At 68.5% G+C, this 26,371-nt stretch carries 21 protein-coding genes; 6 read left to right on the forward strand and 15 right to left on the reverse strand.

Features of this window, described 5'->3' with window-relative positions; genetic code table 11:
* Positions 1 to 37: 37 nt before the first annotated feature.
* The gene (locus ACUTR7_RS17480) at positions 38 to 1,405 is read left to right on the forward strand and encodes an LLM class flavin-dependent oxidoreductase (RefSeq protein ID WP_445609405.1); all 1,368 of its coding nucleotides are present in this window, start codon (positions 38 to 40) and stop codon (positions 1,403 to 1,405) included.
* A 31-nt stretch (positions 1,406 to 1,436) separates the two neighbouring features.
* On the opposite strand, the gene ACUTR7_RS17485 is transcribed toward ACUTR7_RS17480, so the two are convergent.
* Entirely contained in the window at positions 1,437 to 2,330 is an 894-nt protein-coding gene (locus ACUTR7_RS17485; protein WP_013801845.1) for an amino acid ABC transporter substrate-binding protein, read from the reverse strand.
* A 182-nt stretch (positions 2,331 to 2,512) separates the two neighbouring features.
* Here ACUTR7_RS17485 and corA point away from each other — a divergent pair, with 182 nt between their 5' ends.
* A complete protein-coding gene (gene corA / locus ACUTR7_RS17490) occupies positions 2,513 to 3,487 on the forward strand; it encodes a magnesium/cobalt transporter CorA (protein ID WP_012206223.1) in 975 nt (324 codons plus the stop codon).
* Between the two features lie 114 nt (positions 3,488 to 3,601).
* Positions 3,602 to 4,522 (forward strand): polyphosphate kinase 2, encoded by a 921-nt coding sequence (ppk2, locus tag ACUTR7_RS17495; protein ID WP_230355235.1) that lies wholly within the window; start codon positions 3,602 to 3,604, stop codon positions 4,520 to 4,522.
* 60 nt (positions 4,523 to 4,582) lie between these two features.
* Here the strand turns inward: ppk2 and ACUTR7_RS17500 are convergent, their stop codons facing one another.
* Entirely contained in the window at positions 4,583 to 10,669 is a 6,087-nt protein-coding gene (locus ACUTR7_RS17500) for a DUF4011 domain-containing protein (RefSeq protein ID WP_445609406.1), read from the reverse strand.
* A gap of 201 nt (positions 10,670 to 10,870) precedes the next feature.
* Here ACUTR7_RS17500 and ACUTR7_RS17505 point away from each other — a divergent pair, with 201 nt between their 5' ends.
* Positions 10,871 to 11,758: a LysR substrate-binding domain-containing protein gene (locus ACUTR7_RS17505; RefSeq protein ID WP_445609407.1), complete on the forward strand. Its 888-nt coding sequence runs from the start codon at positions 10,871 to 10,873 to the stop codon at positions 11,756 to 11,758.
* A gap of 66 nt (positions 11,759 to 11,824) precedes the next feature.
* Here the strand turns inward: ACUTR7_RS17505 and ACUTR7_RS17510 are convergent, their stop codons facing one another.
* From ACUTR7_RS17510 to ACUTR7_RS17535, 6 genes are all read right to left on the reverse strand, one after another.
* Complete coding sequence (locus ACUTR7_RS17510) at positions 11,825 to 12,694, reverse strand: DMT family transporter (protein ID WP_313235883.1); 870 nt, start codon at positions 12,692 to 12,694, stop codon at positions 11,825 to 11,827.
* 110 nt (positions 12,695 to 12,804) lie between these two features.
* The gene (locus ACUTR7_RS17515; protein ID WP_445609408.1) at positions 12,805 to 14,475 is read right to left on the reverse strand and encodes an ABC transporter substrate-binding protein; all 1,671 of its coding nucleotides are present in this window, start codon (positions 14,473 to 14,475) and stop codon (positions 12,805 to 12,807) included.
* Between the two features lie 115 nt (positions 14,476 to 14,590).
* The gene (locus tag ACUTR7_RS17520) at positions 14,591 to 16,093 is read right to left on the reverse strand and encodes a leucyl aminopeptidase family protein (protein ID WP_445609409.1); all 1,503 of its coding nucleotides are present in this window, start codon (positions 16,091 to 16,093) and stop codon (positions 14,591 to 14,593) included.
* Between the two features lie 116 nt (positions 16,094 to 16,209).
* A complete protein-coding gene (locus ACUTR7_RS17525; RefSeq protein WP_013801838.1) occupies positions 16,210 to 16,599 on the reverse strand; it encodes a thiol-disulfide oxidoreductase DCC family protein in 390 nt (129 codons plus the stop codon).
* Positions 16,596 to 17,171, reverse strand: coding sequence for a DUF4166 domain-containing protein (locus ACUTR7_RS17530; RefSeq protein WP_445609410.1), 576 nt, complete (start codon positions 17,169 to 17,171; stop codon positions 16,596 to 16,598). Before ACUTR7_RS17530 ends, ACUTR7_RS17525 begins: the two co-directional genes overlap by 4 nt.
* On the reverse strand, positions 17,168 to 18,283 hold the full coding sequence (locus tag ACUTR7_RS17535) for a saccharopine dehydrogenase family protein (protein WP_034395709.1): 1,116 nt from the start codon (positions 18,281 to 18,283) through the stop codon (positions 17,168 to 17,170). The genes ACUTR7_RS17530 and ACUTR7_RS17535 overlap by 4 nt, the downstream gene beginning before the upstream one ends.
* A 145-nt stretch (positions 18,284 to 18,428) precedes the next feature.
* Between ACUTR7_RS17535 and ACUTR7_RS17540 the strand changes: the two genes are divergently transcribed.
* Positions 18,429 to 18,767 carry a DUF6616 family protein gene (locus ACUTR7_RS17540; RefSeq protein ID WP_034395706.1) on the forward strand — a complete coding sequence of 113 codons (339 nt, stop codon included), beginning with the start codon at positions 18,429 to 18,431 and terminating at the stop codon, positions 18,765 to 18,767.
* 55 nt (positions 18,768 to 18,822) lie between these two features.
* Here the strand turns inward: ACUTR7_RS17540 and ACUTR7_RS17545 are convergent, their stop codons facing one another.
* Genes ACUTR7_RS17545 through ACUTR7_RS17555 form a run of 3 tightly spaced genes read right to left on the reverse strand, consistent with a single transcriptional unit; the run spans position 18,823 to position 21,450 of the window.
* Positions 18,823 to 19,497, reverse strand: coding sequence for an RraA family protein (locus ACUTR7_RS17545; RefSeq protein WP_445609411.1), 675 nt, complete (start codon positions 19,495 to 19,497; stop codon positions 18,823 to 18,825).
* 40 nt (positions 19,498 to 19,537) lie between these two features.
* Complete coding sequence (locus ACUTR7_RS17550) at positions 19,538 to 20,524, reverse strand: Bug family tripartite tricarboxylate transporter substrate binding protein (protein ID WP_445609412.1); 987 nt, start codon at positions 20,522 to 20,524, stop codon at positions 19,538 to 19,540.
* A gap of 47 nt (positions 20,525 to 20,571) precedes the next feature.
* Positions 20,572 to 21,450, reverse strand: coding sequence for an NAD(P)-dependent oxidoreductase (locus ACUTR7_RS17555; RefSeq protein ID WP_216294418.1), 879 nt, complete (start codon positions 21,448 to 21,450; stop codon positions 20,572 to 20,574).
* Positions 21,451 to 21,638: 188 nt separating this feature from the next.
* Here ACUTR7_RS17555 and ACUTR7_RS17560 point away from each other — a divergent pair, with 188 nt between their 5' ends.
* Positions 21,639 to 22,295 (forward strand): GntR family transcriptional regulator, encoded by a 657-nt coding sequence (locus ACUTR7_RS17560; protein WP_012206234.1) that lies wholly within the window; start codon positions 21,639 to 21,641, stop codon positions 22,293 to 22,295.
* Positions 22,296 to 22,301: 6 nt separating this feature from the next.
* On the opposite strand, the gene ACUTR7_RS17565 is transcribed toward ACUTR7_RS17560, so the two are convergent.
* The 4 genes from ACUTR7_RS17565 to ACUTR7_RS17580 all read right to left on the reverse strand — a co-directional run bounded on the left by ACUTR7_RS17565 (position 22,302) and on the right by ACUTR7_RS17580 (position 26,359).
* Positions 22,302 to 23,561, reverse strand: a complete 1,260-nt coding sequence (locus ACUTR7_RS17565) for an MFS transporter (RefSeq protein ID WP_445609413.1) — start codon at positions 23,559 to 23,561, stop codon at positions 22,302 to 22,304.
* 84 nt (positions 23,562 to 23,645) lie between these two features.
* Positions 23,646 to 24,083, reverse strand: a complete 438-nt coding sequence (gene aroQ / locus ACUTR7_RS17570) for a type II 3-dehydroquinate dehydratase (protein ID WP_071956250.1) — start codon at positions 24,081 to 24,083, stop codon at positions 23,646 to 23,648.
* Positions 24,084 to 24,138: 55 nt separating this feature from the next.
* Entirely contained in the window at positions 24,139 to 25,197 is a 1,059-nt protein-coding gene (locus ACUTR7_RS17575; protein ID WP_071956251.1) for a Gfo/Idh/MocA family protein, read from the reverse strand.
* A 10-nt stretch (positions 25,198 to 25,207) separates the two neighbouring features.
* Positions 25,208 to 26,359, reverse strand: a complete 1,152-nt coding sequence (locus ACUTR7_RS17580; RefSeq protein ID WP_071956252.1) for a porin — start codon at positions 26,357 to 26,359, stop codon at positions 25,208 to 25,210.
* Between the last annotated feature and the right edge of the window lie 12 nt (positions 26,360 to 26,371).

The following is a 26,371-nucleotide window of genomic DNA, read 5'->3' on the forward strand; positions in this document are numbered from 1 at the left end:
GCCCGCGAAACAACCCACACAACAAAGGACTGCTCCCATGTCTCGGCAACTGCACCTGAACCTGTTCCTCATGACGCGCGGCCACCATGAAGGCGCCTGGCGCCATCCCGGCGCCAACCGCAAGGCGCTCACCGACCTGGAGCTGTACGTCGATGCCGCACGCATCGCCGAGGCCGCCAAATTCGACGCCGTCTTCCTGGCCGACAGCCTGGTCGGGCCCGAGAACGGCCAGCAGATCACCTCGGGCCTGCTGGACCCGCTGGTACTGCTGACGGCACTGGCGCTGCGCACCGAGCGCATCGGCCTGATCGGCACCGCCTCCACCACCTACAGCCATGCCTACACGCTGGCGCGCCAGTTCGCCTCGCTGGACCATCTGTCCAAGGGGCGAGCGGGCTGGAACATCGTCACTTCCTGGGCGCCCAACGCGGGCCTGAACTTCGGACTGGCCGACAACGTGGACCACGGCGACCGCTACCGCATCGCCGAGGAATTCGTGTCCGCCGTCGATGCGCTGTGGCGCAGCTTTCCGGCCAGCGCCCTGCTGGACGACACGGCGGCCGGCCAGTTCCTCGACGCATCGCAGATCCAGCCCGTCCACTTCGAGGGCAAATACATCCGCACGCGCGGCCCGCTCAACGTGCCCGGCAGCCCGCAGGGCCGGCCCGTCTTCGTGCAGGCCGGCCAGTCCGAGTCCGGCCGCGCCTTTGCCGCGCAATGGGCCGAGGCCATCTTCACGGCCCACGGCTCGCGGGAATCGGCCCAGGCCTTCTATGCCGACATCAAGGGACAGGCGCAGCAGCTGGGCCGCCGCCCGCAGGACATCGTGATCCTGCCCGGCATCAGCGCCGCCATCGGCTCCACCGAATACGAGGCGCGCCAGGTCTGGGAAGAGCTCGACAGCCTGACCAGCATCGAGGTCGGCCTGGCCCGCCTGTCCGCACGCTTTGGCGGCCACGACTTCTCGGCCGTGCAGCTGGACCGCCTGCTCACGCGCGACGACTTCCCCGATACCGACAAGGTCGAAGCCTCCCGCAGCCGCGCCGTGGGCTACGTGGAAACCAGCCTGCGCGACGGCCTCACACTGCGCGGCCTGCTCAAGCGCCTGGCCGGCGCCCGCGGCCACCTGGCCGTGGCCGGCACGCCCGAACAGGTGGCCGACATCATCGAAGACTGGTTCAAGCACGGCGCAGCCGACGGCTTCAACGTCATGCCGCCCATACTCAACCAGCAGTTCGAGCTGTTCACCAGCGAAGTCGTCCCCCTGCTGCGCAAGCGCGGCCTGTTCCGCGAGGAATACGACAGCCATACGCTGCGCGGGCATTTCGGGCTGGGGGAGCTGGCGGGGACGGGAGCAGTTGGTGCCCCAGCCGCCAGCCCAAGGGAGCAAGCGCTGGCGGCTTGAGCGATGCGGCGCCGCGGCTGCACAGACAGGCCTACAGCAGAATGTCCGCCGTGGGGTACTTCCAGAAGTCGCGCAGCAGGTAGCTGATCGGCAGGTTCAGATTCGTGGAGCTGGGTGGAATCGGCTGCAGGAACCACTTCTCGTAGATAGGGTGGATTTCGCGGCTGGTGATGATCCGCTTCATCTCTTCATCGACCAGTTTCTTGAACGCGGTATCGGCCTTCGGCAGCATGATGGCCAGGGGTTCGGTGGACAGGAACTTGCCCACCACCTTCAGGGCGCGTGGATCTGGCCGTGCAGCGGCCAGCCCGTTGAGAAGCACGTCATCCATCACGAACGCGTCGGCTTCGCCCTTCTCCACCATCTCCAGGGCCCTTGCGTGATCGGGGGCCTCCACAATGGTGATGCCCATGAGGCGCTGCCTGTTGGCCTGCGTCACCAGGGCCATCGGGCTAGTGCCCTTGGTGGAAACCAGCTTTTTGCCCTTGAGATCCTCCATCGCGTTGATGGTGCTTTCGGCCTTCACGAGCATCCGGGCGCCGGTGATGAAATGGGGGACCGTGAACGCCACGGTCTGGCGCCGCTGCGCGTTGTTCGTGGTCGAGCCGCACTCCATGTCGGCCTTGCCCTGCTCGATCACGGCCATGCGATTGGCGGGCGTGACCATCAGGAACTCCACCTTCATGTCCTTCCTGCCTGTCTGCTTACGCACCGCCTCGGCCAGGCGAAGGCACAGATCCAGCGCGTAACCGACGGGCTTGCCGCTGCGCGTGTCGATATAGGAGAAGGGGACCGACGATTCCCGGTGCGCAATCACCAGCGCGCCACCGGCCTGGACCTTGTCCAGCACACCGGCTGCAGATACACCGCTCAAGGCCGACAGGCCCAACGCACCCAACGCAATTCCCCACTGGCGAAAGATCATCGAAGTCCTTGGATCGCAAGCGCCGGGCGGCGCCCAGCAGTGTCGTGACAGGTTATACACGTATTGTTACCAGATGCGCAAACCAGGGCTGCCGCTGGTTTTGATGGACCCTTGGCCACTGGCTTTTTCCCCTCCCCCGTTATGGCAGGATCACCAGCACCAGAATTACCGAGGGAACTCCCATGCTGATCAACTGCGTCGCCTACGAAAACGGGGCCAAGCTGGCGGACATTCCCGTCGCCGACATCAGCAACTACATAGAGCGGCCCGGCTGCTTCGTCTGGGTGGCGCTGGCGGACGCCACGCCGGCCGAGCTGGAGGAGATGCGCCAGGAGTTCGGCCTGCATGCCCTGGCCGTGGAGGATGCGCTGCACGGCCACCAGCGGCCCAAGCTGGAGGAGTACGGCAGCTCGCTGTTTGCCGTGATGCACCTGCTGGAGCCCGAGCCCGAGCGGCCCGGCCACTTCAACCACGGCGAGGTCGATGTCTTCGTGGGATCCAACTATGTGCTGTCGGTGCGCAACCGCAGCAAGCGCGGCTTCCTGGGCGTGCGCGAGCGCTGCGAGAGCGAGCCCGAGCTGCTGCGCCACGGCTCGGGCTTTGTGCTGTATGCGCTGATGGATGCGGTGGTGGACCGCTACTTCCCCATCATCGATGCGCTGGAGGTGGAGCTGGAGCAGATCGAGCAGCAAATCTTCACCAAGGGCGCGGCACGCGACAACATCAAGCAGCTGTATGAACTCAAGGGCCGCGCCATGGACCTCAAGCACGCCGTGGCCCCCCTGCTGGAAGCCGTGGGCAAGCTCAACGGCGGGCGCGTCCCCCAGATCTGCGTGGGCTCCAGGGACTACTTCCGCGATGTGATGGATCACCTGGGCCGCATCAACGCCCAGATCGACACCATGCGCGACACCGTGGGCACGGCCATCCAGGTGAACCTGTCCATGGTGTCCATCGAGGAAAACGAAGTCACCAAGCGGCTGGCAGCCTGGGCCAGTATCTTCGCCATCTGCACGGCCTTCTTCGGCGTCTGGGGCATGAACTTCGAGAACATGCCCGAACTGAAGTGGCAATACGGCTATCCGGCCGCACTGCTGTTCGTGCTGGGTGTTTGCGGCCTGCTCTACTACAAGTTCCGCAAGGCGGGGTGGCTGTAGGCGGCGGGAAGGCGAACGGTGCCAGGGTATTCACCCAGCCGCACCGTCACAGCCGCGTCACACATCCACGCCACCATCCCAGGCGCCAACTCCTGGACGCCCGGATTCCCCACCATGTACGACGAACTTCTGCCCGACCACCATGATTCGCTGATGCAGCGCATCGAACGCGATCTGCTCGACAGCTACGACGAAGAACTGGAGATGGAGATAGACGACGCCCGACTGGGCAGCGGTGGCGACGATCTGGACAGTGCCGACACCGTGAGCCGCCAGACCTACTTTCGCGAACTGCTGCGCCTGCAGGGCGAGCTGGTCAAGCTGCAGGACTGGGTGCAGCACCACAGGAAAAAGGTGGTCATCCTCTTCGAGGGCCGCGATGCGGCCGGCAAGGGCGGCGTGATCAAGCGCATCACCCAGCGCCTGAACCCGCGCGTGTGCCGCGTGGCCGCCCTGCCCGCGCCCAATGACCGCGAGCGCACGCAGTGGTATTTCCAGCGCTACGTCTCCCACCTGCCTGCGGGCGGCGAGATCGTTCTCTTTGACCGCAGCTGGTACAACCGCGCGGGCGTGGAGCGCGTGATGGGCTTTTGCTCCGACGAGGAGTACGAGGAGTTCTTCCGCTCCGTGCCCGAGTTCGAGAAGATGCTGGTGCGCTCGGGCATCACGCTGGTGAAGTACTGGTTCTCCATCACCGACGACGAGCAGCACCTGCGCTTTCTGGGCCGCGTGCACGACCCGCTCAAGCAGTGGAAGCTCAGTCCCATGGACTTCGAGAGCCGCCGCCGCTGGGAGGACTACACCAAGGCCAAGGAAGCCATGCTGGAGCGCACCCACATCGCCGAGGCGCCCTGGTGGCTTGTGCAGGCCGTGGACAAGAAGAAGGCCCGGCTCAACTGCATCTCCCACCTGCTGACCCAGCTGCCCTACGAAGAGATAGAGCACCCGGCCATCGTGCTGCCCGAGCGCACGCGCAACCCAGAATACACACGCAACCCCGTCCCCCAGCACATGTACGTTCCGGATCTGTACTGAGCGGCGGCCGGCAGCGGGCTGCCGGCGTTCTCACGCCCCGTCTTCTCAAGACCCGTTTCCTCAAGCCTTCTGCGCCTCGCCATCCTCCACGGATGCCTCGGGCCACTCAGAGGACACGGAGGACGCGGAGGCCTCGGAGGACTTGGACGCCTCAGGCGTCTCTGGCGCTGGCTCTGCCCCGGCGACTGCAGCCGCCTGCTGCACCTCGGCAACCTCGGCAACCTCGGCCGCACGCTTGCGCCGGTCCTGCTCCAGCAGCGCGGTCAGCGCCGCGTGGATGCGCTCCAGCGTGCCGCCCGGGTTGACCCACCAGTCCGTGGACCAGATGCGCAGTATCTGCCAGCCCAGGCCGCGCAGCACCTGCTCGCGCAGCTTGTCGCGGTCGCGCGCCGTGGCCGAGCGGTGGTAGGTGGCGCCGTCGCACTCCACGCCCGCCAGGTAGCTGCCCGCATGGTCCGGGTGCACCACGCCCAGGTCCACGCGGAATGAGGATGCGCCGATCTGCGTGTGCACGCGCCAGCCCTTGCGCTCCAGCGCCTGGGCCACGCTGGCCTCGAACGGGCTGTCGAAATCGCCCTGGCTGCCATGGTGCGACTCGGCCAGCGCGCGCGGGCCGCGCTCGGCAAACTCCAGGAAGTGCTTGAGATCGCGCACGCCCGCCGCCTGGGTGCGCGACAGGTCCATCTGCTCGCCGCGCAGGCTGGAGAAGATGCGCAGCTCCTGCCGCGCGCGCGTCACCGCCACGTTCAGCCGCCGCTCGCCGCCGTCGCGGTTGAGCGGGCCGAAGTTCATGGACACGGCGCCCGAGATATCGGGCCCGTAGGTGATGGAAAAATACATGATGTCCCGCTCGTCGCCCTGCACGCTTTCCAGGTTCTTGACGAAGACGGGCTCCAGCAGCGCATCGGAGAAAAACGGCTCCAGCCCCGGGTCCTTGCGGCGCTCCTCGTCCAGCAAATCCTCGATCAGGCTTTGCTGCTCGGAGTTGAAGGTGACCACGCCGATGGTGGCACCCGACTGCGTAAACCCCGGCGACTGCAGCCGCGCCACCAGGTCGGCCACCAGGGCCTTGGCCTCGGGCTGGTTGATGCGGGCTCCGCCCTTCTCATAGCGGCCCTGCACGGCGTGGAAGCTGACGGCGCGGTCATCGGTGACGGGCGAGGGAAAGGTCACAAGCCCGCCGCCGTAGTAGCGGTGGTTGCTGAAGGCGATCAGGCTTTCATGGCGCGAGCGGTAGTGCCAGGACAGGTTGCGCGTGGGCAGGCTGGCGCCCAGGCATTCATCCAGGATGCTTTCCATGTCGCCTTCCACGCCCTGCGTGTCGTCGTCGAAGGTGTCGGAGGTGTCGGCACGGCCGAAGAAGCTGGTGGGCGGCAGCTGCTTGGGGTCGCCCACCATGACCACCTGCCTGGCCCGCGCCATGGCGCCGATGGCGTCCCAGACGGGGATCTGCGAGGCCTCGTCGAAGATGACGATGTCGAAGTTGCTGGTCTCGGCGCTCAGGTACTGGGCAATGGACAGCGGGCTCATCAGCAGGCAGGGCGTCAGGCGCAGCACGGCCGAGGGGATCTGCTCCAGCAGCTGGCGCAGAGGCAGGTGCTGGCGCTTCTTGGTGATCTCGCGCCGCAGGATGCCCCACTCGCTGTTGCGCTGGATGCTGTCGGCCGACGGCAGGCCCGCGCACAGCCGCGCACGTATCCACTGGCGCGTGACCGAGGTGAATTCATCGTCCAGCGCGCGGAAGTCGGCAATGCGCCGCTCATGCTCGGCAGAGACGAAGCGCTTGAGCACCTCGTCCTCGTCCACGGCCAGCGCCAGCCACCAGCGCGCGTAGTTGACCTCGAAGGCCTGGGGTGCCTGGGCCAGCTCCAGGCTGCCGGACTCGATGGCGTCGGCCAGCGCACCCAGCCCGTCCGCGCGGGCCGCGGCCTGGGCATTGCGCCAGGCGCACCAGGCATGCAGGCCGCCCTGCCCGGCCAGCACGCCGCCCGCCGTGGCCGCCAGCTGCTCGGCCGTGCGCTGGGCCAGGGTACGCTGCTGCGGCTCGCCATGGGCTGCCGCCGCGCTGAAAGGGTCTATGGCCGCGTGCAGGCCGGCCAGGCTGTCCAGCAACTGCTGGCAGGCCATGCCGACTGCGGCACCCTCGCCCAGCTCGGCGCTGCGCAAGGCCAGCACCTGGTGCAGGGCCTGGCGTGCCTGGGCCAGTTCGGCCTCCTGCCAGCCCAGCCCGGTCAGCCCTGCCTGCAGCGATCCCTGCAGGCGCAGCGCATGCTCCACGGCTTGCGGGCGCGTGTCCAGGCCGTCCCAGACGCCGGGGCAGCGCAAGCGCAGATCGTCCAGCGCCAGCAGCTGTTCCTCGATGGCGCTGCGGGCCGCCAGCTGCGCATGGGCCTGCTGCAGTGCCGCGCCACAGCGGCCCTGGGCCACGGCGGCGTGCGATGCCATCAGGCCGCCGCGCCGCGTCAGTTGCAGGCGCTCGCGCTCGAAGGCCAGCGCGTCCTGCAAGGCCTGGGCATCGGTTTCCAGGCCGCGCCACAGGCCGTGGCTGGCATCGGCCAGCGGCAGGTAGCCATCGAGCTGGCGGTCGATCTGGTACAGGGCCTGCAGGCGCTGCACTTCGGCCGCCCAGCGCTCGCCGCCATGGCCTTCGGCCACGGCCTCCAGTCCATCGAGCGAGAAGGATTTCTGCGCGCGCGCGGCCAGCAGGGCCGCATTGGCCTTCAGGGCGCTGCGCGCATGGTCGGTGCGCGTGCGGTGTCCGGCCCACAGGCCGTCGGCTGCGGCGCCGGGCTGGATCTGGTCCAGTTCCTCGCGCAGGCCCCGGATGCGCACCAGGGCGGCCAGGTCATCGGCCACGCGCGGCTCGCCCGCGCCTTCGATGGTGGCCTCCAGCGCCGCGCGCACCTTGCGCCGGCCCAGCCAGGACAGCGGCCACAAGGACTTGCCGGCCCTGGCCCATTCGCGCTGCAGCTGCGAGACATTGAGCTGGCCCACGCCCGCGCCGTACTTGACGGACAGGCCCTGGCGCAGCGCCCCGATCTCGTCGATGCACTGCAGGCCGCGCTCCAGCTCGTCGCCCAGGGCCACGGGCCAGGGGGTGCCCAGCCCGGCCTGCAGGCGCCGGCGCTGCGCCAGCAGGTCCAGCGCCTGGGCCAGGCGCGCCTGCAGCTCGGCCGGCCAGGGCGCCGGAATCTGTGCGGACAGATCACCGTGCTGCGCCAGCAGCTGCAGGCCCGATTGCAGGGATTCGCCAATGCGCGCGCCGTCAGGCAGCACGCAGAAAGCCAGGTTGCGGCCTGCGGCCGCAGGCAGCGCGCGCGCGATCACGCCCAGCGCCGAGCGCGCCTGGCGCCCCAGCGCCGGCCACTCGATGCGCAGCAGCCGGCCCAGCTGCTGCGCCGCCTCGGCAAAGCCCTGGCCTGCATCGTGCAGCGCCTGGGCAGCATCCACCATCTGCTGCTGCCAGCGCACGGACCAGTCGCTGGCCTGTATCGTGGCCAGCGGCCCGTCCTTCAGATGCTGCGCGCCCACGGCCTGGGCATTGGCCTGCAGGCGGCCCGCAGTCTCGCGCAAAAGGGCCAGGCCCGCTTCGTCATGGGCCTGGGGCGTGGGCCAGTGAAATCCCAGGCGCGGCAGCGCCTCGCCACCGGCCACGGCGCCAATGGCGCGGTAGATGGTCCAGCCGTTGGCGTGGCGCCGGTGCAGGCGCTCCACATAGGCCGACAGCTGCTCGCGCAGGCGGCCGAGCTGGCTGGCCTTGGCGGCCCAGGCCTCGGCATCCACCTGGCCATGCGAGTCCCAGGATTTCTGCAGCTGGCCCAGCACATCGAGCTTGCGGCTCTTGTTGGAGTGCAGCTCCAGGCAGAACTCGCCCAGGCCCACTTCGCGCAGGCGGCGGTAGACCACGTCCAGCGCGGCGATTTTCTCGGCCACGAAGAGCACGCGCTTGTCCTCGGCCAGGCACTGCGCGATCAGGTTGGCAATGGTCTGGCTCTTGCCCGTGCCCGGCGGGCCGATGAGCACGAAGTCCTTGCCGCGCGCAGCGGCCATCACGGCCGACAGCTGCGATGAATCGGCCGGCAGCGGGCTGAAGACCTGCTGCGGCGCGAACTCCTGGTCCAGCCGCCGCGTGTCGGGAAAGGCGATCTCCGAGCGATAGGGCTCGCGCGGCGTGTCGATCAGGTGGGCGACCACGGGCGAGCTGCGCAGCTGGTCGGCGCGCTCGGCCAGGTCCTTCCACATCAGGTACTTGGCGAAGGAGAACATGGACAGCACCACGTCCTCGCTGACCTCCCAGCCGCGCACGTCCTTGATCGCCTCGCGCACGCGGGCCCAGATGCCGGTGATGTCCAGCCCGGCCTCGTCGCGCGGCAGGTCGCCTGCGGGCACGCCCAGCTCCAGCTGGAAGTCCTGGCGCAGCATCTCGACCAGCGTGGGGTTGAAGCGCGGCTCGTCCTCATGCGCCTGCAGCGTGAAGCCCGAACGCGCGCTCTTGCGCTCCAGCGTGACGGGCAGCAGGATCAGCGGCGCGCGCACGCGCACATCGGGCTTGTCGGGCCGGCTCCAGACCAGAAAGCCCAGGGCCACGAACAAGGTGTTGGCGCCGCCTTCCTGCAGCGCGTTGCGCGCGCCGCGAAACAGCTCCACAAAGCGGCTGTCCAGCTCCAGCGGCTCCAGGTCGATGAAGACCTCGCGCCGCTGCAGCGCCTCTTCGGCGTGCGCGCCGCGCAGGTCTTCCAGGCTGCGCGCCTCGTGCAATGGCTGGCTGCGCGGGTCCTTGCCCTGCATGAGCTCGGGGCTGGGCAGCAGCTTGAGCACCTGGCCCTGGGCCAGCGCGTCCTCCAGCGCGGGCGCGGCCACCTGCAGCAGCAGCGATTTCTTGCCGGGCTTGAAGTTGAGCAGGGCATTGCGCAGCGACAGGTCCAGCAGCCGGCGCTGCCAGCGCGCCAGCCTGTCCTTGGGATCGAGCTGGGAGGTGGGCACTTCGCGTGTCTGCGCCTGCGCCAGGAGTTCGGGCGGCGGCTCCACGGTGAGCCGTGGCTCGGCCTGGCCTTCGCCGGCCTCGGGCGCGGCGTCCTGCGGCTGGGCCAGCGCCAGCGGGCGGATGCGCTGCATGCGTGCGCGCCGCACGTCCACCAGCAGCTCGAACTGGTCCTCATGCTCTTCGGCCAGCTGGCGCGCGCCCTGGGCAATGGCCTGGCTGAAGGCCACGGCCTGGCCTTGCGCGGCCAGCGTGGTCTCGAAGACCACCAGCTCTTGCAGCTTGAGCCGCTTGCGCACGGCCGTGATGTCATCGACCACGGCGGTCGAGAATTCCTGCCTGCCCAGCCACAGGCCCACGAAGGCATGGCCGCGCGTGAAAACCAGCAGCGGGTTCAGGTGCGCCTGCTCCAGGCAGGAGGCGAACAGCAGCGTCAGGTCCAGGCAGGTGGCCAGGCCCGCATCCAGCACCTGGGTAGCGCCGCGTATCTTCTGGCCCGCATGCTCGAAGCTGGCCGGCGGCAGCGCGTAGTTGAGTTTCTTCTGGAGCACGGAGGTCCAGATGGCCGAGGCCAGTTCCCAGGCCCGCTGCGGCCCCTGTTCATAGCCGTTGATGGCGCCGGACTTGCCCGCCGACTCCAGCGCCTGCGCCGCGCCCTTGAGGATGCGGTCCACGGCCGGATCGTTGGGTTGCACGAAGGCCGTCACCATCTCGGGCAAATGCCCCAGGCCGCCCCACTGGTTGCGTGCCAGCAGTTCCAGCGGGTGTTCGTGCCGGGCCAGCACCGTCTCTGCCGGCTGGCCGCTGCGCAGCTCCAGCCGCAGCACGGCGGGCTCGGCCTCGGTCAGGCGCGCGAGCAAGGCACCATCCAGCGCCACATCCAGGTCGGTCAGCGCATAGGTGCTGTGCGCGGCCACCGACTCCAGGCGCCAGGTGCGCGGCTTGATGAAGGCAGGCTCCGAGGCCAGATGCAGGCTCAGCGCCTGCAGCGGCAGCTCGCCCTCGTTGACGATGGCCAGCTCCAGCAGCGCGGGCACGGCGTTCTGGAAGTCGGCGAGATTGAGCTTGGCGACGGTGCCGATGCGCAGCTGTATGGCCGTTTGCGGCGCCTGGGCGGCGGCGGGGGCGGCATCTGCGGGGGAATCTCGGCGGGGGTCTTCTGTCATGCGCGGTAGTCCTTGGCTGGCCAGCAGGCGGCGGGAATTGTCGAAATCCCGTCATATTCCTGGCCTGACGATTGTCCGCTGCGAATGGGGCGCCGTGTCCGAGATGGGCGGTTTTCAGGGGTCACTGTTTGCAAAAAATGAGAGCACGGATGAAGGCACCGGCCATCGGCGCGCCCGGCTCCAGTACGATGCCGGCCAGCCATGCGCAACATCCCGCCCCTTCACCTCATCGCCGCCTTCGATGCCGTGGCGCGAAGCCAGAGCTTCAAGCAGGCGGCCGAAGAACTGAACCTTTCGGACAGCGCCGTCAGCCACCGCATCCGCGAACTGGAAAGGCTGCTGGGCACCCCGCTGTTCCACCGCACCACGCGCGTGGTCACGCTCAGCGCCGAGGGAGCCTGGCTGCACCAGCAGACCCGCGCCCCGCTGCAGGCGCTGGAGACCACCTTCGGCAGCCTGGTGCAGGGGCGCGACGTGGTGCGCATCAGCGCCCTGCCCTCGTTCGCACGGCTGCGGCTGGTGCCGTCGCTCACGGCCTTTCAGCGCAGCCACCCGGAGGTGTCCATCGCCATCGATCCGACCACGCGCACCGTCAATCTCCAGCAGGGCGAGGCGGACATCGCCATCCGCTTTGCACACCAGGCGCCTCAGGCACCTCTGGCATTCCACTGCGAGCGCCTGCTGGACGACGAATGGTTTGCCGTGGCTGCGCCACGCTACCTGGAGCAGTTCGAGGGCCTGGATCTGGCCGGGCTGTTCCGGCGGGCCAACCTGCTCTCGCACAGCCGCCAACCCTGGGAGCCCTGGCTGCAGGCCGCGGGCCTGCGCATCTCGGCAGCCCAGCGCCAGCTCAGCTACTCGGACACGGGCTTCATGCTGGAAGCGGCGCTGAACCTGCAAGGCATTGCGCTGGGCCGCCGCTCCCTGGTCCAGCGCCTGCTGGCCGAGCGCAGCCTGGTGCGCGTCTCGGATACGGCCATCCCCTGCAGCCAGAGCTATTTCCTGCTGGCTTCCGAGCGCGCCATGGTCTCGCGCCATGGCGCGGCCGTCATGGACTGGATTCGTGCGGTGGCGGCCGAGGCCGGATAGCCGGGCACCGCCGCCCGCCACCCGCGTTCACGATTCGCACGCTCACACGTTCACGCCCTCACACCCTCAGCGCGCCATGGTCAGCGCAATGCCCAGCAGCACGCCCGCCATGGCCGCCGCCTTGGGCCGCAGGTGGCGTTCGGCAAAGAACCGTGCCGACAGCGCAAACACCATGACCAGATTGGCGCGGCGCAGCACCGAGATCACGGCAATCTGCGCGCCCTCCATCTGCACGGCGGCCAGGTAGATGGACTCGGCCAGCACATAGGCCAGCGCAATGGCGGGCACGGCCCAGTTGCGTCCCAGCAGGCTGCGCAGCTCCAGCCCGCGCCAGATCCAGGGCAACAGCAGCAAGGCCAGGGCGCCGCGCTGCAGCGCAGACCAGGCCTGGACGGCAACCAGGTCCATGCGCAGCGTGGCCAGAATGTGCTTGTCGTACAGGGCATTGGCCGAGGACAGCAGCGTGGCCGCCAGCATGCACAGCACCCAGAGATTGCGGCCAAAGCCTATGCCCTCCTTCCGGCCGACCAGGGAGAACAGGTAGTACGAGGCCATGGACACCGCCAGCCCCAGCCATTGCCACCAGCCCAGTTGCTCGGACAGCAGGAGCACCGCGCCCAGCGCCGTCCACAGCGGCCCGCTGGCACGCACGCCCGCAGAGATGGACAGCGGCAAGGCCTTCACCGAGTAGTACGACAGCACCCAGGTGGCCACCATCATCAGCGACTTGGGCAGCAGCAGCATCTGCTGGCGCAGGTCCAGCGCGGCGGACGAGGAATCGCCCATCGCCACGAAAGGCAGCCACAGCAGCGCGCCCAGCGCCGAGCACCAGAACACCACCTCCAGTACGGACTTTTCCCCCAGCGCCAGCTTGGTCAGAAAGTCATATGCCCCCAACACCAGGCCGGCCAGCAGCCCCAACACCATCCAGTCCATATTCGCCTGCACTCCTGCATTGACAAGGGTGCAAGCGTAGGAGCGATGGCTGCAGGCATTGCTGAGACCTGTGCGGCGATTGCGCAATCGCGCTCATGAATGCGCGGGCATCACTGCGCGCCGGCCACCGCAGCCTGGCGCGCACCGGGCTGCTTGAACAGCTTGAAGTACGGCGTGTTCGACGGATTCACCGGGATGTCGAACTTGCGCACCATGGCATAGGTCTGGATCTGGTCGTGCAGCGGCAGGTAGATCAGCTCCTTTTGCACCGTGCTCCAGATGGAGTGGATGGTGGCATCGCGCTTGCGCGCATCGCCCTCGGAGGCCAGGGAGACGATCTGGCTGTCCAGCTCGGCATTGCTGTAGCGCGTGGCATTGGTGTTGCCCCGGCCATTCTTGCCGCGCGTGTGCACCAGGTAGTCGAAGACATAGGCCGAGTCATAGGTGGGCACGCCCCAGCCGTAGAGGTAGAAATCCGTCTCCTGGTTGTTGATGGCCGCCGTCTGGATGGCCAGCGGCCGGGACGACACGGCGGTCTTCACGCCGATGCGGCCCAGAAAGCCGGCGATGGCCTGGCAGATGGCCTCGTCGTTCAGATAGCGGTCGTTCGTGCAATGCAGGGTGATGCCGAAGCCGTTGGGATAGCCGGCGTCGGCCAGCAGCTTCCTGGCCTGGACAAGGTCGACCTTGCCCACGGCGCCAAAGGATTTCTCGTAGCCGTGCACAAAGGGCGGCGCAATGATGTTGGTGGGCACGGACAGGCCGCGCATCACGGCGCGCTGTATGGCCTGCCGGTCGATGGCCAGCTGGAAGGCCTGGCGCACGCGCAGGTCGGCCAGGGGGTTCTTGTCCTTCACATCGGAATGCGACAGCGGGGCGGCGCCCACGTTCAGGCCCAGGAAGATGGTGCGGTTCTCGGCGGCCTGGTTGATGCGAAAGCGCGGGTCGGCGCTCAGGCGCGCAATGTCCTGGATGGGCAGGTCCTGCACGAAGTCCACCTCGCCCGACAGCAGCGCCGCCACGCGCGTGGCCTGGGACTTGATGGGCAGGTAGACCAGTTCGTCGATCTCCAGCGGGAACAGCCCCTTGCCCCAGTAGCCGGGAAACTGCCGCAGCACGGTGCGCGTGTCCTGCTCGCGCGAGGCGATGACGTAGGGCCCCGTGCCGTTGGCGTTGCGCGTGGCGTAGTTCTCTTCCTTGGCCAGCGCGTTCTGCGGCTGCTCGGCACCATGGGCCTTGGCCCAGGCGGCGCTCAGGATCTGGATGTTGATGAGGCTGGCCGGCAGCAGCGGGTTGGGCCCGTTGGTCCTGATGTGCACGGTGAAGGCATCGACCTTGGTCACGTCGGTGATCGAGGTCAGCAGCGAGCGCATGTCCGAGGTGGCCGAGCGCGCGCGGCGCAGCGAGAACAGCACGTCGTCGGCCGTGAACAGGCTGCCGTCATGGAACTTCACGCCCTTGCGCAGCTTGAACTCCCAGACCGAGGGGTCGGCAGTCAGCGCCCAGGACGTGGCCAGGGTGGGCAGCAGCTTGCCATCGGCCGTGCGGATGATCAGCGGCTCGTAGATCTGGTGCAGCAGGTTGTGGTTGGGGCCGTTGTTCAGCGCATGCGGGTCCAGCGTGGATGCGTCGGTGGAGCGCGCCCAGCGCAGGGTTTCGGCCTGGGCGGGCGGTGCGCACAGCAGGGCTGCGGCCAGGGCGGGAAGCAGTGCGGAAGTTCGCAGGGTGCGCAAGTGGGTGCGCAGCGGGGAAAGGCAAGGCAGGAAGCGTCTTTGGGTCATGAAGTGTCCTGGCAGCCGGAACAAGATCGCAGGAAGGCGGCGGCGGGTGCCGCGCCGGCTGCACCAGACGGCCGATTGTGTGGAGCCACCAGCCCGCCGCAAAGCCCGATTGCGCCTATGCAAATGCGCTGCGCGCAGATGCAAAGTGCTGCGACAGCAGGGCGTACAGCGCGCGCAGGCCCTGGGCCTCGCCGCCCCTGGGCCGGCCGGGGCGCTCCTCCAGATTCCAGGCGAACAGGTCCAGGTGCAGCCAGGGCAGCTCGGGCGGCACAAAGCTCTCCAGGAACAGCGCAGCCGTGATGGCGCCGCCCTGCGGCGTGCTGGCGGCGTTGAGCAGATCGGCCTGGTCGGAGCGGAGCATGCGGCGGTAAGGCGCCCACAGGGGCAGGCGCCACAGCGGGTCGGCCTGCGCGCGGCCCTGGGCCAGCAGCGCATCGGCCCAGCCGTCATGGTTGCTGAACAGCGCGGGCAGGTCCGGCCCCAGCGCCGTGCGCGCAGCGCCCGTGAGCGTGGCCAGGTCGATCAGCAGCGCGGGCGGCGTGGGCGCGCTGCGAATGGCGTGGTGCAGCGCATCGGCCAGCAGGAGCCGGCCTTCGGCATCGGTGTTCTCGATCTCCACGCGCCGGCCGTCACCGGCCTCGATGATGTCGCCGGGCCGCAGCGCGCCGGCACCCAAGGCGTTCTCCACCGCAGGCACCAGCAGCTTCAGGTGGATGGGCAGGCCCGCCTGCATCAGCAGATCGGCCAGGGCCAGGGCGTGTGCGGCGCCGCCCATGTCCTTCTTCATCCAGCGCATGCCTGCGGCGGGCTTGAGGTCCAGCCCGCCGGAGTCAAAGCACACGCCCTTGCCGATGAGCACCACATGGGGCAGCGCGGCATCGCCCCAGGTCAGCTCGGCCACGCGCGGCGCCTGGGCCGCCTGGGCCGCCTGGGACGCCTGGGACGCCGCCCGACCCACGGCGTGCACCAGGGCAAAGCCTGCGGCGGGCAGCTCGTCGCCCACCCATTGCCGGTAGCGCGCGCCATGGCGCGCGGCCAGGTCAGCCACGGCCTGGGCCAGCTGTTCGGGACCCAGCTGGTTGGCAGGCAGGTTGACCAGCCGCCGCACCTCGCCAATGGCTGCGGCCATTGGCGCGACGGCGGCCTGCTCATCAGGGCTTGCCACCAGCTGAGCGAGTGATGGAGCGGTTGCCGCATCCGACTGCCGCGCCTGGCGGGTCGATGGCAACGCGCCCAGTGCCCAGCCCAGGAGCAGATGCGGCCTCTGAGCCTCATCCGCATCGGTGAGCGTGTAGGTGCCGGCCGGCAGCGCAGCCGGCAGGCCGGCCAGCTGCCACAGCGGCTGGTCCGGGTCCACGCCGACCAGCACGCCAGCGAGGGCAGTGCCCTCGCCCTGCCCTTCGCTCTGCACTTCAGCCTGCATGCCGGGCAACAGCAGGATGCGGCCCGGCTGCGCATCAAAGCCTGCGGCGCGCGCCCATCGGGCCTGGGCCGGGGGCAGTTGCTCCAGCACGGCCGCCAGCGTGGCGGGCGTGGCACGGTGCAACGCCGTGGCGGATTGGGGGGAAGTGGCGAATGCGCCGGATTGGGAAGGGGAGCTTGTGGCAGGGCTGGACATGGTGCTGGCAAAGCGCGCCAGCCTAAGGGCCGACTCCGCTTGGCGCAAACACGCCTGCCGCATATGCAAAGCAGAAATGATTGGTGGACGTCTGCGTGCAGGCGGGCCGCAGCCGCTCAGTCCAGAAAGCGCGCGGCCACCTGCGGATCGGGCACCATGCACTGCGCGCTGCGGCCAAACCAGCGGTAGCGGTTGCGGGCCAGCCAGCGGTACAGCCCATCGCGCAGGGGGCGGGGAATCAGCCACGCCGCCCATGCCAGCCGCCAGGGCCAGCCCAGGCCATGGAGCACGCGCAGGATGGCGTCCGTGTGCTGCCAGGAACGGTCCCCATCCACCAGCAGCAGCGTCTGCAGACCTTCGACCCGCAGGCCTGCATCGGCCAGCATCCTGCCGCCGGCCTCGCCCTGGATGGAGGCAAAGCGGAACCTGCCGCGCCTGTCGTGCCTCAGCAGAAACTGCACCCAGCCATTGCACAGCAGGCATTGGCCGTCGAACACCACAATCATGATTCGCCCTCCTTGGGCACTGAAGTGTCTTGCCGCACCGTGGGCAATTGCAGATGCCCGCTGTAGCTGGCGACCACGCCCACCCAGGGCACGGCTGCCTCGATGTGGAAATGCAGGCGATCCCCCTCGCCGCGCTCCTCGGCCACGATGCGCGGCTCCAGCCAGGCCGGGCAGGCCATGCCCAGAAAGCGCAACTTGCGCAGGCGCATCACCAGCCGATTGCCATCGGCCTCCAACCCGAAGCTCAGCCGCGCTGCGCCCAAGGATTCGATGATCTGCCCGTCCTGCAGGCGCAGGCTGGAACGCATGATCTGCGCGGGAAAGTGGCGGGTCCAGACCTCACGCTGGGGCTGGGCATGCAGCGCGAAGCGGATGGGCCCCTCGCTGGCGCGCAGCGGCGTGCCCAGACACAGCGCCAGCAGCCGGGCCGCCAGGGACTGCGGCGCCTGGGTGCGGACCCAGCCATGGAGCTCATGGCGGCCCGTCAGGCGGTGGAAGGCCTGCACGGCGGGGTCCAGCCGGGCAAAGCGCTCGCCCATGGCCTGCTCGTACATGGACAGCCTCCGGCTCATGGATGGATCTCCCTCATGCGGATGTCCAGGCCACGGGCCTCCTGCTCGAAATCCTCCAGGGTCAGCAGGCCCATGCAGGGCATGGCGCCCACGGCGGGCAGTTGGCCTGCCGCCAGCTTCCGCGCCAGGGCCGAGGCGGCCAGCGTGGGCACATAGGGGCCGTCGCCCGACCCGGCGACCAGCACCCAGACGCGCTCCTGCACGAAGCCCTGTGCGTCCCGCCCACGCACGCACACATGCATGGCACCCGCATCGCTGCCCCAGTCCTTGAAGCAGTCCGCCGCGCGCTTGAGCCACGCGGCGTGCACCGACCAGTCGCGCACCAGGCCCAGGCGCGCCAGCCAGGCCATGGCATTCATGCCCCTGTGCAGAAATGCCAACTCCAGCCCCGCGCCAAAACGCACGCCAGGCTTGCCCGCATACCGGGGTGCCAGCAGTACCAGATCAGGCACATCGCAGGGCGACAGCAGCCGCGCCCCCACAGGCTCGGGATAGCGGTGGCGCCAGCTGCCCGACCAGCCGAACACCGGCTGCGGGCCAGCGGACGCGAGGCGCTTGCCGCAGTAGCTCAGGATGCCGGCCACCGTGGACAGGCCGCGCTCCGTGCGGTTGCCGGGGCTGATGCCTATGTCGATGGAATCCACGCAGGCCATGCCGCCTGCCAGCCGATCGGCCACCGCCGTGGACAGTGCGGGGACGGAACTGGCCCCGCTGGTCAGCAGCACGCCCCGGGCCAGCGCAGCGGCTTGCAGGGCGGTGATGCCGCCGACGAAGTCGCGGCCATCGGCCAGGTCCACGTAGTGCACGCCCGCATGGGCGCAGGCCTGTGCCACGCGATGGTCCTGCCCCTGGAAAGGGCCTGAGGTATGGATGAGGAGATGGATGCCATGCTCCTGGAGCCGGGCCTGCAGCCCCGGGTCCATGGCGTCCACCGCCACGGCGGACAGCCCGGCATGGGCATCGGGCAAAAGCGCATCGACCAAGGCCTGTGCCTTGGCGCCCGAGCGGCCCACCACCACGATGTGCAGCGCCTTCTGCCGTGCCAGCCGGCGCACCAGCCGGCTGCCGAAAAAGCCATATCCCCCGACAACCATCACCCTGAATTCGTGCATGCGCCAGTGTAGGGCCGACCGGTCGCCAGGACGGCGGTGGCAGCATTTCCCTCCAAGGTGTTTCATCAGGAAAATATATGATTAGCCGCCATACAATATGCCGACACCACACCTGGCGCACAGCGCCTCAACCCCAGGAAACACCATGTCCCACTATCTGGTCGAGCTCTATTCCCCCAACCCCGCCTGGCTGGCCCTGCCCGCCGCGCAGCGCCAGCAGTTTCTGGAAGGGGTTGCCAGCGCCATGGGCGGGCTGGCTGCCATGGGCGTGCAGGTGCTGGCCCTGGCCGAGACCGACCGCGGCCTGGACCAGGCCAGCCCCCACCGCTTCCTGGGCATCTGGCGCTTTCCCGATACCGCCGCGCGCGATGCCCTGCTGGCGGGCATCAAGGCCAGCGGCTGGTACGGCTACTTCGACCATGTGAACGCGGCCAGCGGCACGGGTGGCCTGGAAAGCCATCTGAAGGCGCTGGCCGAGGCTTGAGGCGGACGGGCCGTGGGTGCTGGATGGGTGCTGTATGGGTGATGCCGCACCGGCGCTACGGCTGAATCGGGCACCCCAGACGCTTGAGCGTCTCGTCTATCCATGGCGCGCTGTAGGTGCCGGCAGCGATGTCGGCCACCATCCTGGCCTCAACGACCTGCTTTTCGTGTGCCGCATCCAGCAAGGCCTGCGCCTGCGCATGCGGTACGCACAGCAAGCCATCGTCATCGCCAATCATGAGGTCACCGGGCTCGATCACCATGCCATCGATGGCGATAGGCACATTGATTTCGCCCGGGCCGTCCTTGTAGGGTCCGCGGTGCGTGACGCCCGCTGCGAATACCGGGAAGCTGCCAGCACGAATCCATGCCGCGTCCCGGATCGCGCCATTGATCACGATCCCGCCCAGCTGGCGACGCATGGCGTCTCCCACCATGATTTCTCCGATGAGTGCGTTGGTGAGGTCGCCCCCCGCATCCACCACGATCACGTCACCTGGGCTGGCCAGTTGAAGTGCCTTGTGGAGCATGAGGTTGTCGCCCGGGCGTGTCTTGATGGTCAACGCGGGGCCGGCCATGCGCCCGCCGCCGTGCATGGGGCGCAACCGCGCGCCGCCCGCCGTCATGCGGGCCATGCAGTCGCTGACGTTGGCAACAGGCACGTCGAGATAGCGCCTGGCAATATCAAGGCTGACAGCGCGTTGCCGCTTCAGAATTTGAAGACCGATCATGGTGTGGTACTCAGAGTGGATGGAATGAAAGCCGTGCCGCTCAATCGAGCGTGGTGCCAGAGCTCTTGACGATGGGTGCCAGGCGTGCGCGGTCGCTGGCGTAGAGCCTGGCCATGTCCTGCGGTGTGCCGGTGATGAGTTCCGCGCCGGAGTCGGCGATCTTCCTGGCCGTGTCGGGTGCGTTCACCACCTTGTTGATGGCTTCGTTGAGCTGCTTGACGATGGCGTCGGAGGTGCCGGCCGGGGCCATCACGCCCCACACGCTGGCCAGCTCCACGCCCTTGATGCCGGATTCGGTGTAGGTCGGCACGTCGGGCAGCAGCTTGGAGCGGCTCGCGGTGGTCACGCCGATGGCGCGCACCTTGCCCGACTGGATGTGCGACAGCAGCGTGGGGACGGAGCCCATGTACATGTCGATGCGCCCGCCCAGCAGGTCGGGCATGGCCTGCGCCATGCCGCGAAACGGCACGTGGGTGAACTTCACGTTCGAGCTTTTCTGCCAGGCCTCGCTGATGAGGTGCGAAATGGTGCCGGTGCCCGGCGTGGCAAAGCTCAGGCGCCCGGGGTCCTTCTTCGCCGCCTGGACGATGTCGTCCAGGGACTTGTACGGCGAATCGGCATTCACCACGAGCACGGCCGGGCCGGCTGCGACCAGGGCCACGGCGCGCAGGTCCTTGTCGGGGTTGTAGGTGAGCTTGGAGTACAGCAGCGGGTTGAGCACCACGTTGTCGGTCTGAGCCATCACCAGGGTCAGGCCGTCGGCGGGGGCCTTGGCCACCTGGTCCAGAGCCAGGTTGCCACCGGCACCGGGCTTGTTCTCCACCACGATGGCCCACCCATGGGCCTCGGTGAGCTTGGTGCCGACCAGCCGCGTGAGGTTGTCGGTGCCGCCACCGGCCGGAAAGGGCACGATGAACCTGATGGGCCGCTGCGGATAGGTGCCCTGGGCATGGGCCGGGGCCATGGCGGCAGCGGTCAGTGCCAGCAGGCCGGTGAGGGCCAGGCGGCATCGGGTCGGGGTCGTCATTGCGGATGTCTCCTTTGGTGGTGTCGGTTGGCGCAGGGGTACGTTGATCAGGTTTGGCTGGCGAGCACGTGGCTGCCCAGCCAATCGATGGCGTCGTCGGTGGAGGTGCTGGTGAACGGCTGGGCCGCATGCGCCCGGGCCGTGGCGGCGAACAGCGCCTCGACAGCGGGCAAGGCGATGGGCGCCAGGCCGTTGCGGGCCATCTGCTGCCGGGCCTCGGCCACCTCGTTGCGGCGGCGTGCGGAATGCGGGATGTGCGTGCGCACCATGGACTCCATCAGCGTGCGCAGCGGTGTCTCGTCGATGTCCTGCAGCACGGCATGCAGCTGCTCGCGCAGGCCCATCTGCTGGGCCGTCACCAGGCACTCCACGGCCAGCGCCTCGGTCCCCTTGGTGTAGATGCTGCGCAGGAGCTTGAGCGCGGCGGCATCGCCTGGCTGTCCGCCCACCACGCGAACGGAGCCGCCAAGGGGCAAGAACAATTCCTGTACAAAACCGGCCTTGCCACCGGCCACGAGCAGCGGCGTCTTCCTGCCGCCCAGGTTGACCGCGCCGGTGATGGCCACGTCCACGAAGTGCACCGCCCTGCCCTGGGCGACGCGCCGGGCCAGCTCGCCGCATTCGCGCATCTCCTGCGGGTCGGCCGTGGTCATGTCCACATAGACCACGCCATCGCGCAGATGGGGCAGGCAGGCCTCGAACAGGCTGCGCGCCACGGTGCCGAACACGGCGCTCACCACCACGTCGGCCTCGGCCAGCCAGGCACCGGGCGCGGTATGCACCTGCGCGCCAGCGGCCTGCACGGCGTCGGCCACCGCAGCGTTGGGCTGCAGGTCGCACAGGCCCACCAGGCTGTGCCCCTGCTCCACAAAGGCCTGCATGTAGCAGGCGCCGACCATTCCACCACCCAGTATTGCGAACTTCATAAAAGTACAAATTTAAAACATTGAGCGCAGTCTATGGAGTGCACCTCCGATCCATTCATAGAGATTTCCCGTAGAACTGCGGATATTTGTACTTGTTTTGTATTTTTTCGAATGAAGCGCAGCGCAGCGAGCCCCTCCTTCGTCACCTAGAATCGGCGCACCATCCCCACCCACCTGGTGCAAACACAGTGCAAAACGTGAAAGACAAGGCGTACGAGGTTCTGCGGCAGCGGCTCATCGGCGGCCACTACCGACCCGGCGAACAGCTCAAGGAGGAGCCCATTGCCCGCGACCTGGGGCTGAGCCGCACGCCGGTGCGCAATGCGCTGCACCGCCTGGTGGAAGATGGCCTGGCCACCGATGGCGCGGGCCAGGGTATCCGCGTGTCGGAGTGGAGCGACTGGGATGTGGAGGAAACCTTCCAGCTGCGCATGCTGCTGGAGCCGTACGCCTCGTTCCTCGCGGCCACGCGCGGCGGCGAGGGGCTGGCCGATGAGCTGGAGGCCAGCAACCAGCGCATGGAGGCCGGCATTGCCGCTGGCCACGACGGCATTGGCGAGGTGCAGTCAGCCAACCGGGATTTTCACCACGCGCTGATCGAGGCATCGGGCTCGCCGCGCCTCAAGACCATGCTGGCGACGATGATCGACATGCCGATCATCAAGCGGTCGTTCTACATCTACACGCCCGAAGAGCTGGTGCAAAGCCTGCACCACCACTGCGACCTGGTGATCGCCATACGTGCCAGGGATGGGGAGCTGGCACGCCAGGTTATGCAGCTGCACCTGCGCATGTCCTACCACCGGTTCATGAAGCATCGGGGGGAATACCGCGCGGATGCGTGAACGGTGTCATGACCGGGGCTGAACCCTTTGCGCTGACGGCACCCGGTACAGCCACGGCAGCCAGACAAAGGCGATGAAGACCAGCACAACGCCTGCCAGCGCCATGGGCAACACCATCGGCCAGGCACCGTGGCGCATCGTCGGATCGACAAATTGCGCCGCCAGCTGGCCGGCGCAGAAGGCCACGCACATGATCGCAAAGCCCGAACACGACACGGCCCGCCCGGCCAGCTGAGGCGGCAGGCCCCCCACCGCGCCCGCCTGGCCGCAAGGCTGGTGCAGGCCATGGCCAAGCGCATACACCGCGTGCCCCAGCAGCAGTGGAAAGGGCGAGGCCGGCGCCAGCACGCAGCCGGCGATCTGGATGCACGGCCCCAGCAGACTGAGCGAAGCGCCCAGCTGCACCGTGCGCACCGGCCCGTGGCGCGACAGCAGGCGCCGGCACCATGTGATGCCCAGGATGTAGACCAGCGAGCCGCCCGCTGGAATCCAGCCGTAGAGCACGGGCGACAGGCCGAACAGGTCGACGTACACCATCGGCGACAGCAGCAAAAAGCAGAAGATGCCGCCGTAGGTGGCTGCGGCCAGCGCCGTCCAGGCGCAAAAGCCGGGGTCGGCGATCACCTGGCGCACACCGCCAGCGGATACGGATACGGGTACGGGTACGGATGCGAGGACCGGGGAAGACTCCGCCGGCATTTGCCGCGTCTCGCTGAAAGTGCGCCAGCACAGTGCCAGCAAAGCCAGCGAGTAGACGCCCATCGCCACCAGCACCCAGCGCCAGCCAGTGGCCTGGACTCCCCATGCACCGGCAATCGGCGCCACCAGAGCCACCAGCCCCAGGCCTGTGAGGCCACGGGCCATGATGCGCGGCCCTTCATGGGCCGGATACAGGTCGCGCACCGCAGCCCGTGCGCACACCAGGATGGCCGCCATGGCCGCGCCCTGCACGGCGCGCCAGGCCACCAGTGCGTCCGCGCTGCCCGCCAGCGCACAGCCGGCCGCCGCTGCCGTGTAGCAGGCCAAACCCGTCAGCAGAACGGGCCGGCGCCCGAAGCGGTCTGCCAGCGGCCCGCACACCAGCTGGGCGACACCGAAGGCCAGCATGAACACGGTCAGGCTGCTGCTGGCCGAGCCCAGGTCGCGCGCGATCTCGGGCAACGCCGGCAGATAGCCATCGGTGGCGACCGGCTGCGCGGCCAGCAGCAGCGGCAGCAGCAGAAGAAAGGAAACGGAGCGGCGCGGGCCGGGATTGGCGAAGTTCATCTCAATGAAGCCTGGTCACGGCATGCAGCGCGTCGAGCGAGGGAGTTCGAAGGACGATACATGGCCAGTTGCGCGCCATGCATCCTATGCGGCGGCGGACAGCACGGCCCGCAGGCCCAGCAGATAGCTGTCCGCGCCGAAGCCGCAGATCTGGCCCCGGGCGATGTCGGCAAACACCGAGTGGTGGCGAAAGGGCTCGCGCGCATGGATGTTGCTCATGTGGATCTCCACCACGGGCACGGTGAGCATGGCCAGCGCGTCGCGGATGCCGTAGCTGTAGTGCGTCCAGGCGCCGGCGTTGATGAGCACGCCATCGACGCCGTCCCGAAAGCCCTGGTGGATGCGATCGCACATGGCGCCTTCGCAATTGGTCTGGAAGCTGTCCACCTCGCAGCCCAGCTGGCTGCCCAGGCTGCGCAGCGAGGCGTCGATCTCGGCCAGCGTGACCGTGCCGTATTGGGCGGGGTCGCGCTGGCCGAACATGTTGTGGTTGATGCCGTGCAGCATCAGGATCTTTTTCATGGAGGCTCCGTGGCTTGATGTCATGGATGGAGGATGCGCGCCGGTGGTGTCCGGGTCACGCCGTGGTGTCGATGGCGGCGCCCATGCGGGCAGCTTCTGCAATGGCCTCGGTGATCTGCAGGTTGCGCAGGCCGTCGTGCACGCTGACCAGGGGCTGCGCCAGGCCGCGCGCCACCTGCGCGAAATGCGCCATCTGGCGCACCAGCGGGTCTTCGCGCTCCACGGCGGCCACATCCAGGTCGAAGGGCTCATTCCAGGAGCGCTGCTCGGCCGATGCATAGGTCTTCAGCCGCATGCTCGGTATGGCCAGCGAGCCGAAGGTGCCCGCCACCAGGTAGCAGTCTTCGTCCTCATAGCTGGCATAGGCCTTGTTCTCCTGCGAGGTCTGCTCCCAGCTGCGCGCGCTGGCGGCCGTGTCCGAAAGCACAAAGCTGCCCAGCGCACCGCTGGCAAAGCGCAGGTTGATGGCCACCGTGTCTTCCACGGCAAAACCGCGCGTGGCATGCGAGGCGAAGGCCTGCACGGCCACGATGTCGCCGCACAGCATGCGCAGGTTGTGGACCTCGTGGATCATGTTGAGCAGGATGGGTCCACCCCCGGCCTCGCGGCGCCAGGGACCTTCCTCGAAATAGGCGTCCGGCTTGTAGAACAGGGCCGCGCCGGTCACGGCCACCAGGCGGCCCAGCCGCCCCTGGGCAATGAGGGCCGCGGCCCGCGCCATGATCGGGCTGTGGGCGCGGTGGTGGCCCACCAGCACGCGGGCGCCGCTGCGCTCGGCCAGCGCGGCCAGGCGCTGTGCCTCGGCCACGGTGGAGGTGACGGGCTTTTCCAGCAGGATGGGCAGGCGCGCATGCATGCACTGCGCCGCCTGCGGGGCATGCAGGCGGTTGGGCGTGGCCAGCACCACGGCGTCGGGCCGGTCATGGGCGATCAGCTCGCCCAGGTCGCGCCACAGCGGCACTCCGGCCCTTTGGGCAAGCTCCCGGGCTGCGGGCGCCGGGTCCACGATGGCGGACAGACGGCAGTCCGCCTGGGCCCCGATGGCGGCGATATGCGCCTGGCCGATCGCGCCGGCGCCGGCCACGGCAATGCGAAGCGGGTGCAGCTGTGCCATGGCATGCCCCTCAGAAGCGGTGCAGCACGCCCAGCTGCACGCCCTTGATGGTGCGGCCGTTGACGTCGTCGGCCGATGTGAAGTTGGGCTTCATGCCGCCCGAGGCCGCCAGCCGGAAGCCCGCATTGCGGTCGTTCTTCAACTGCTCGGCCACCGCGTAGAGCATGGTGCGCTTGGACAGGTCGTAGTAGGCCGCGACCGCGCCGCCCGATGCGCCGCGCCCGCTGTCCGAGCCATCCTGTATGCGGCCCCACAGTGCGCCCACGCGCAGTTGCGGCGTCACGCGGTAGTCGGCCGACAGTTGCCAGACGCGGTAGAAGCGGCGCACATCGGCATTCGTGCCCGCCACCAGCCCGCCCACATTGCCCAGCACCGTGCCCGTGTTGTTGCCCGCCGAGCCCGCCGTGCTGTTGTTGGACCGCACAAAGGCCAGCTGGACCTTGCCCTTGCCGTAGTCGTAGTTGGCGTAGAGGTTGTCGTAGCGGACCGCGTCGGTATAGGCCGCGCTCTGCGGCGCACGCGCATACAGGCCTGCATAGCCGACGCGGTAGGGGCCGTTCAGGTAGTCCAGGCCCAGCTGGTAGATGGCCTGGCGCGCTGGAGCACCGGTCTCGGCCATGGCGTAGTGGGCCTCGAACAGGAAGCCGGCCACGCGCGGCGAGGTGTAGGAGATGTCGTTGTCGAAGCGCGAGGGTACGCCGAAGTTGTTGACCATCGATCCCAACGTGCGCGAGGTGAAGTCGATGTAGTCGCCGCGCCCGAAGATCACGGTGTTCTGCCGGCCCAGCCGCACCTCGCCCCAACCGCCGCCCAGGCCCACCCAGCTTTGGCGGTCGAAGCCGCGCGTGCTGTCGGCCTGCGTGCCGTTGTCGGCGTTGATGCCCATCTCCAGCTGGAACTTCGCGTACAGGCCGCCGCCCAGGTCTTCCTGCCCGCGAAAGCCCAGGCGGCTGCGCAGCAGGGCGCCGTCCTCCAGCGTGGTCATGGATGCGCCCGAGCTGCTGCGCATGTGGTTGATGTACTGGTCCACGCTGCCGTAGATGGTGACCGAGGACTGGGCGTGGGCACCCGCGCCCCAGGCGCCCAGCACGGTGGTCAGGGCCAGGATGCGAAGGGCCCCGCGCTGCGGCACTCGCGGTGTCTGGTGCATTTGCTGTTGCATGGTCTTGTCTCC

The organism is Delftia sp. NA_296.1, assembly GCF_052692095.1.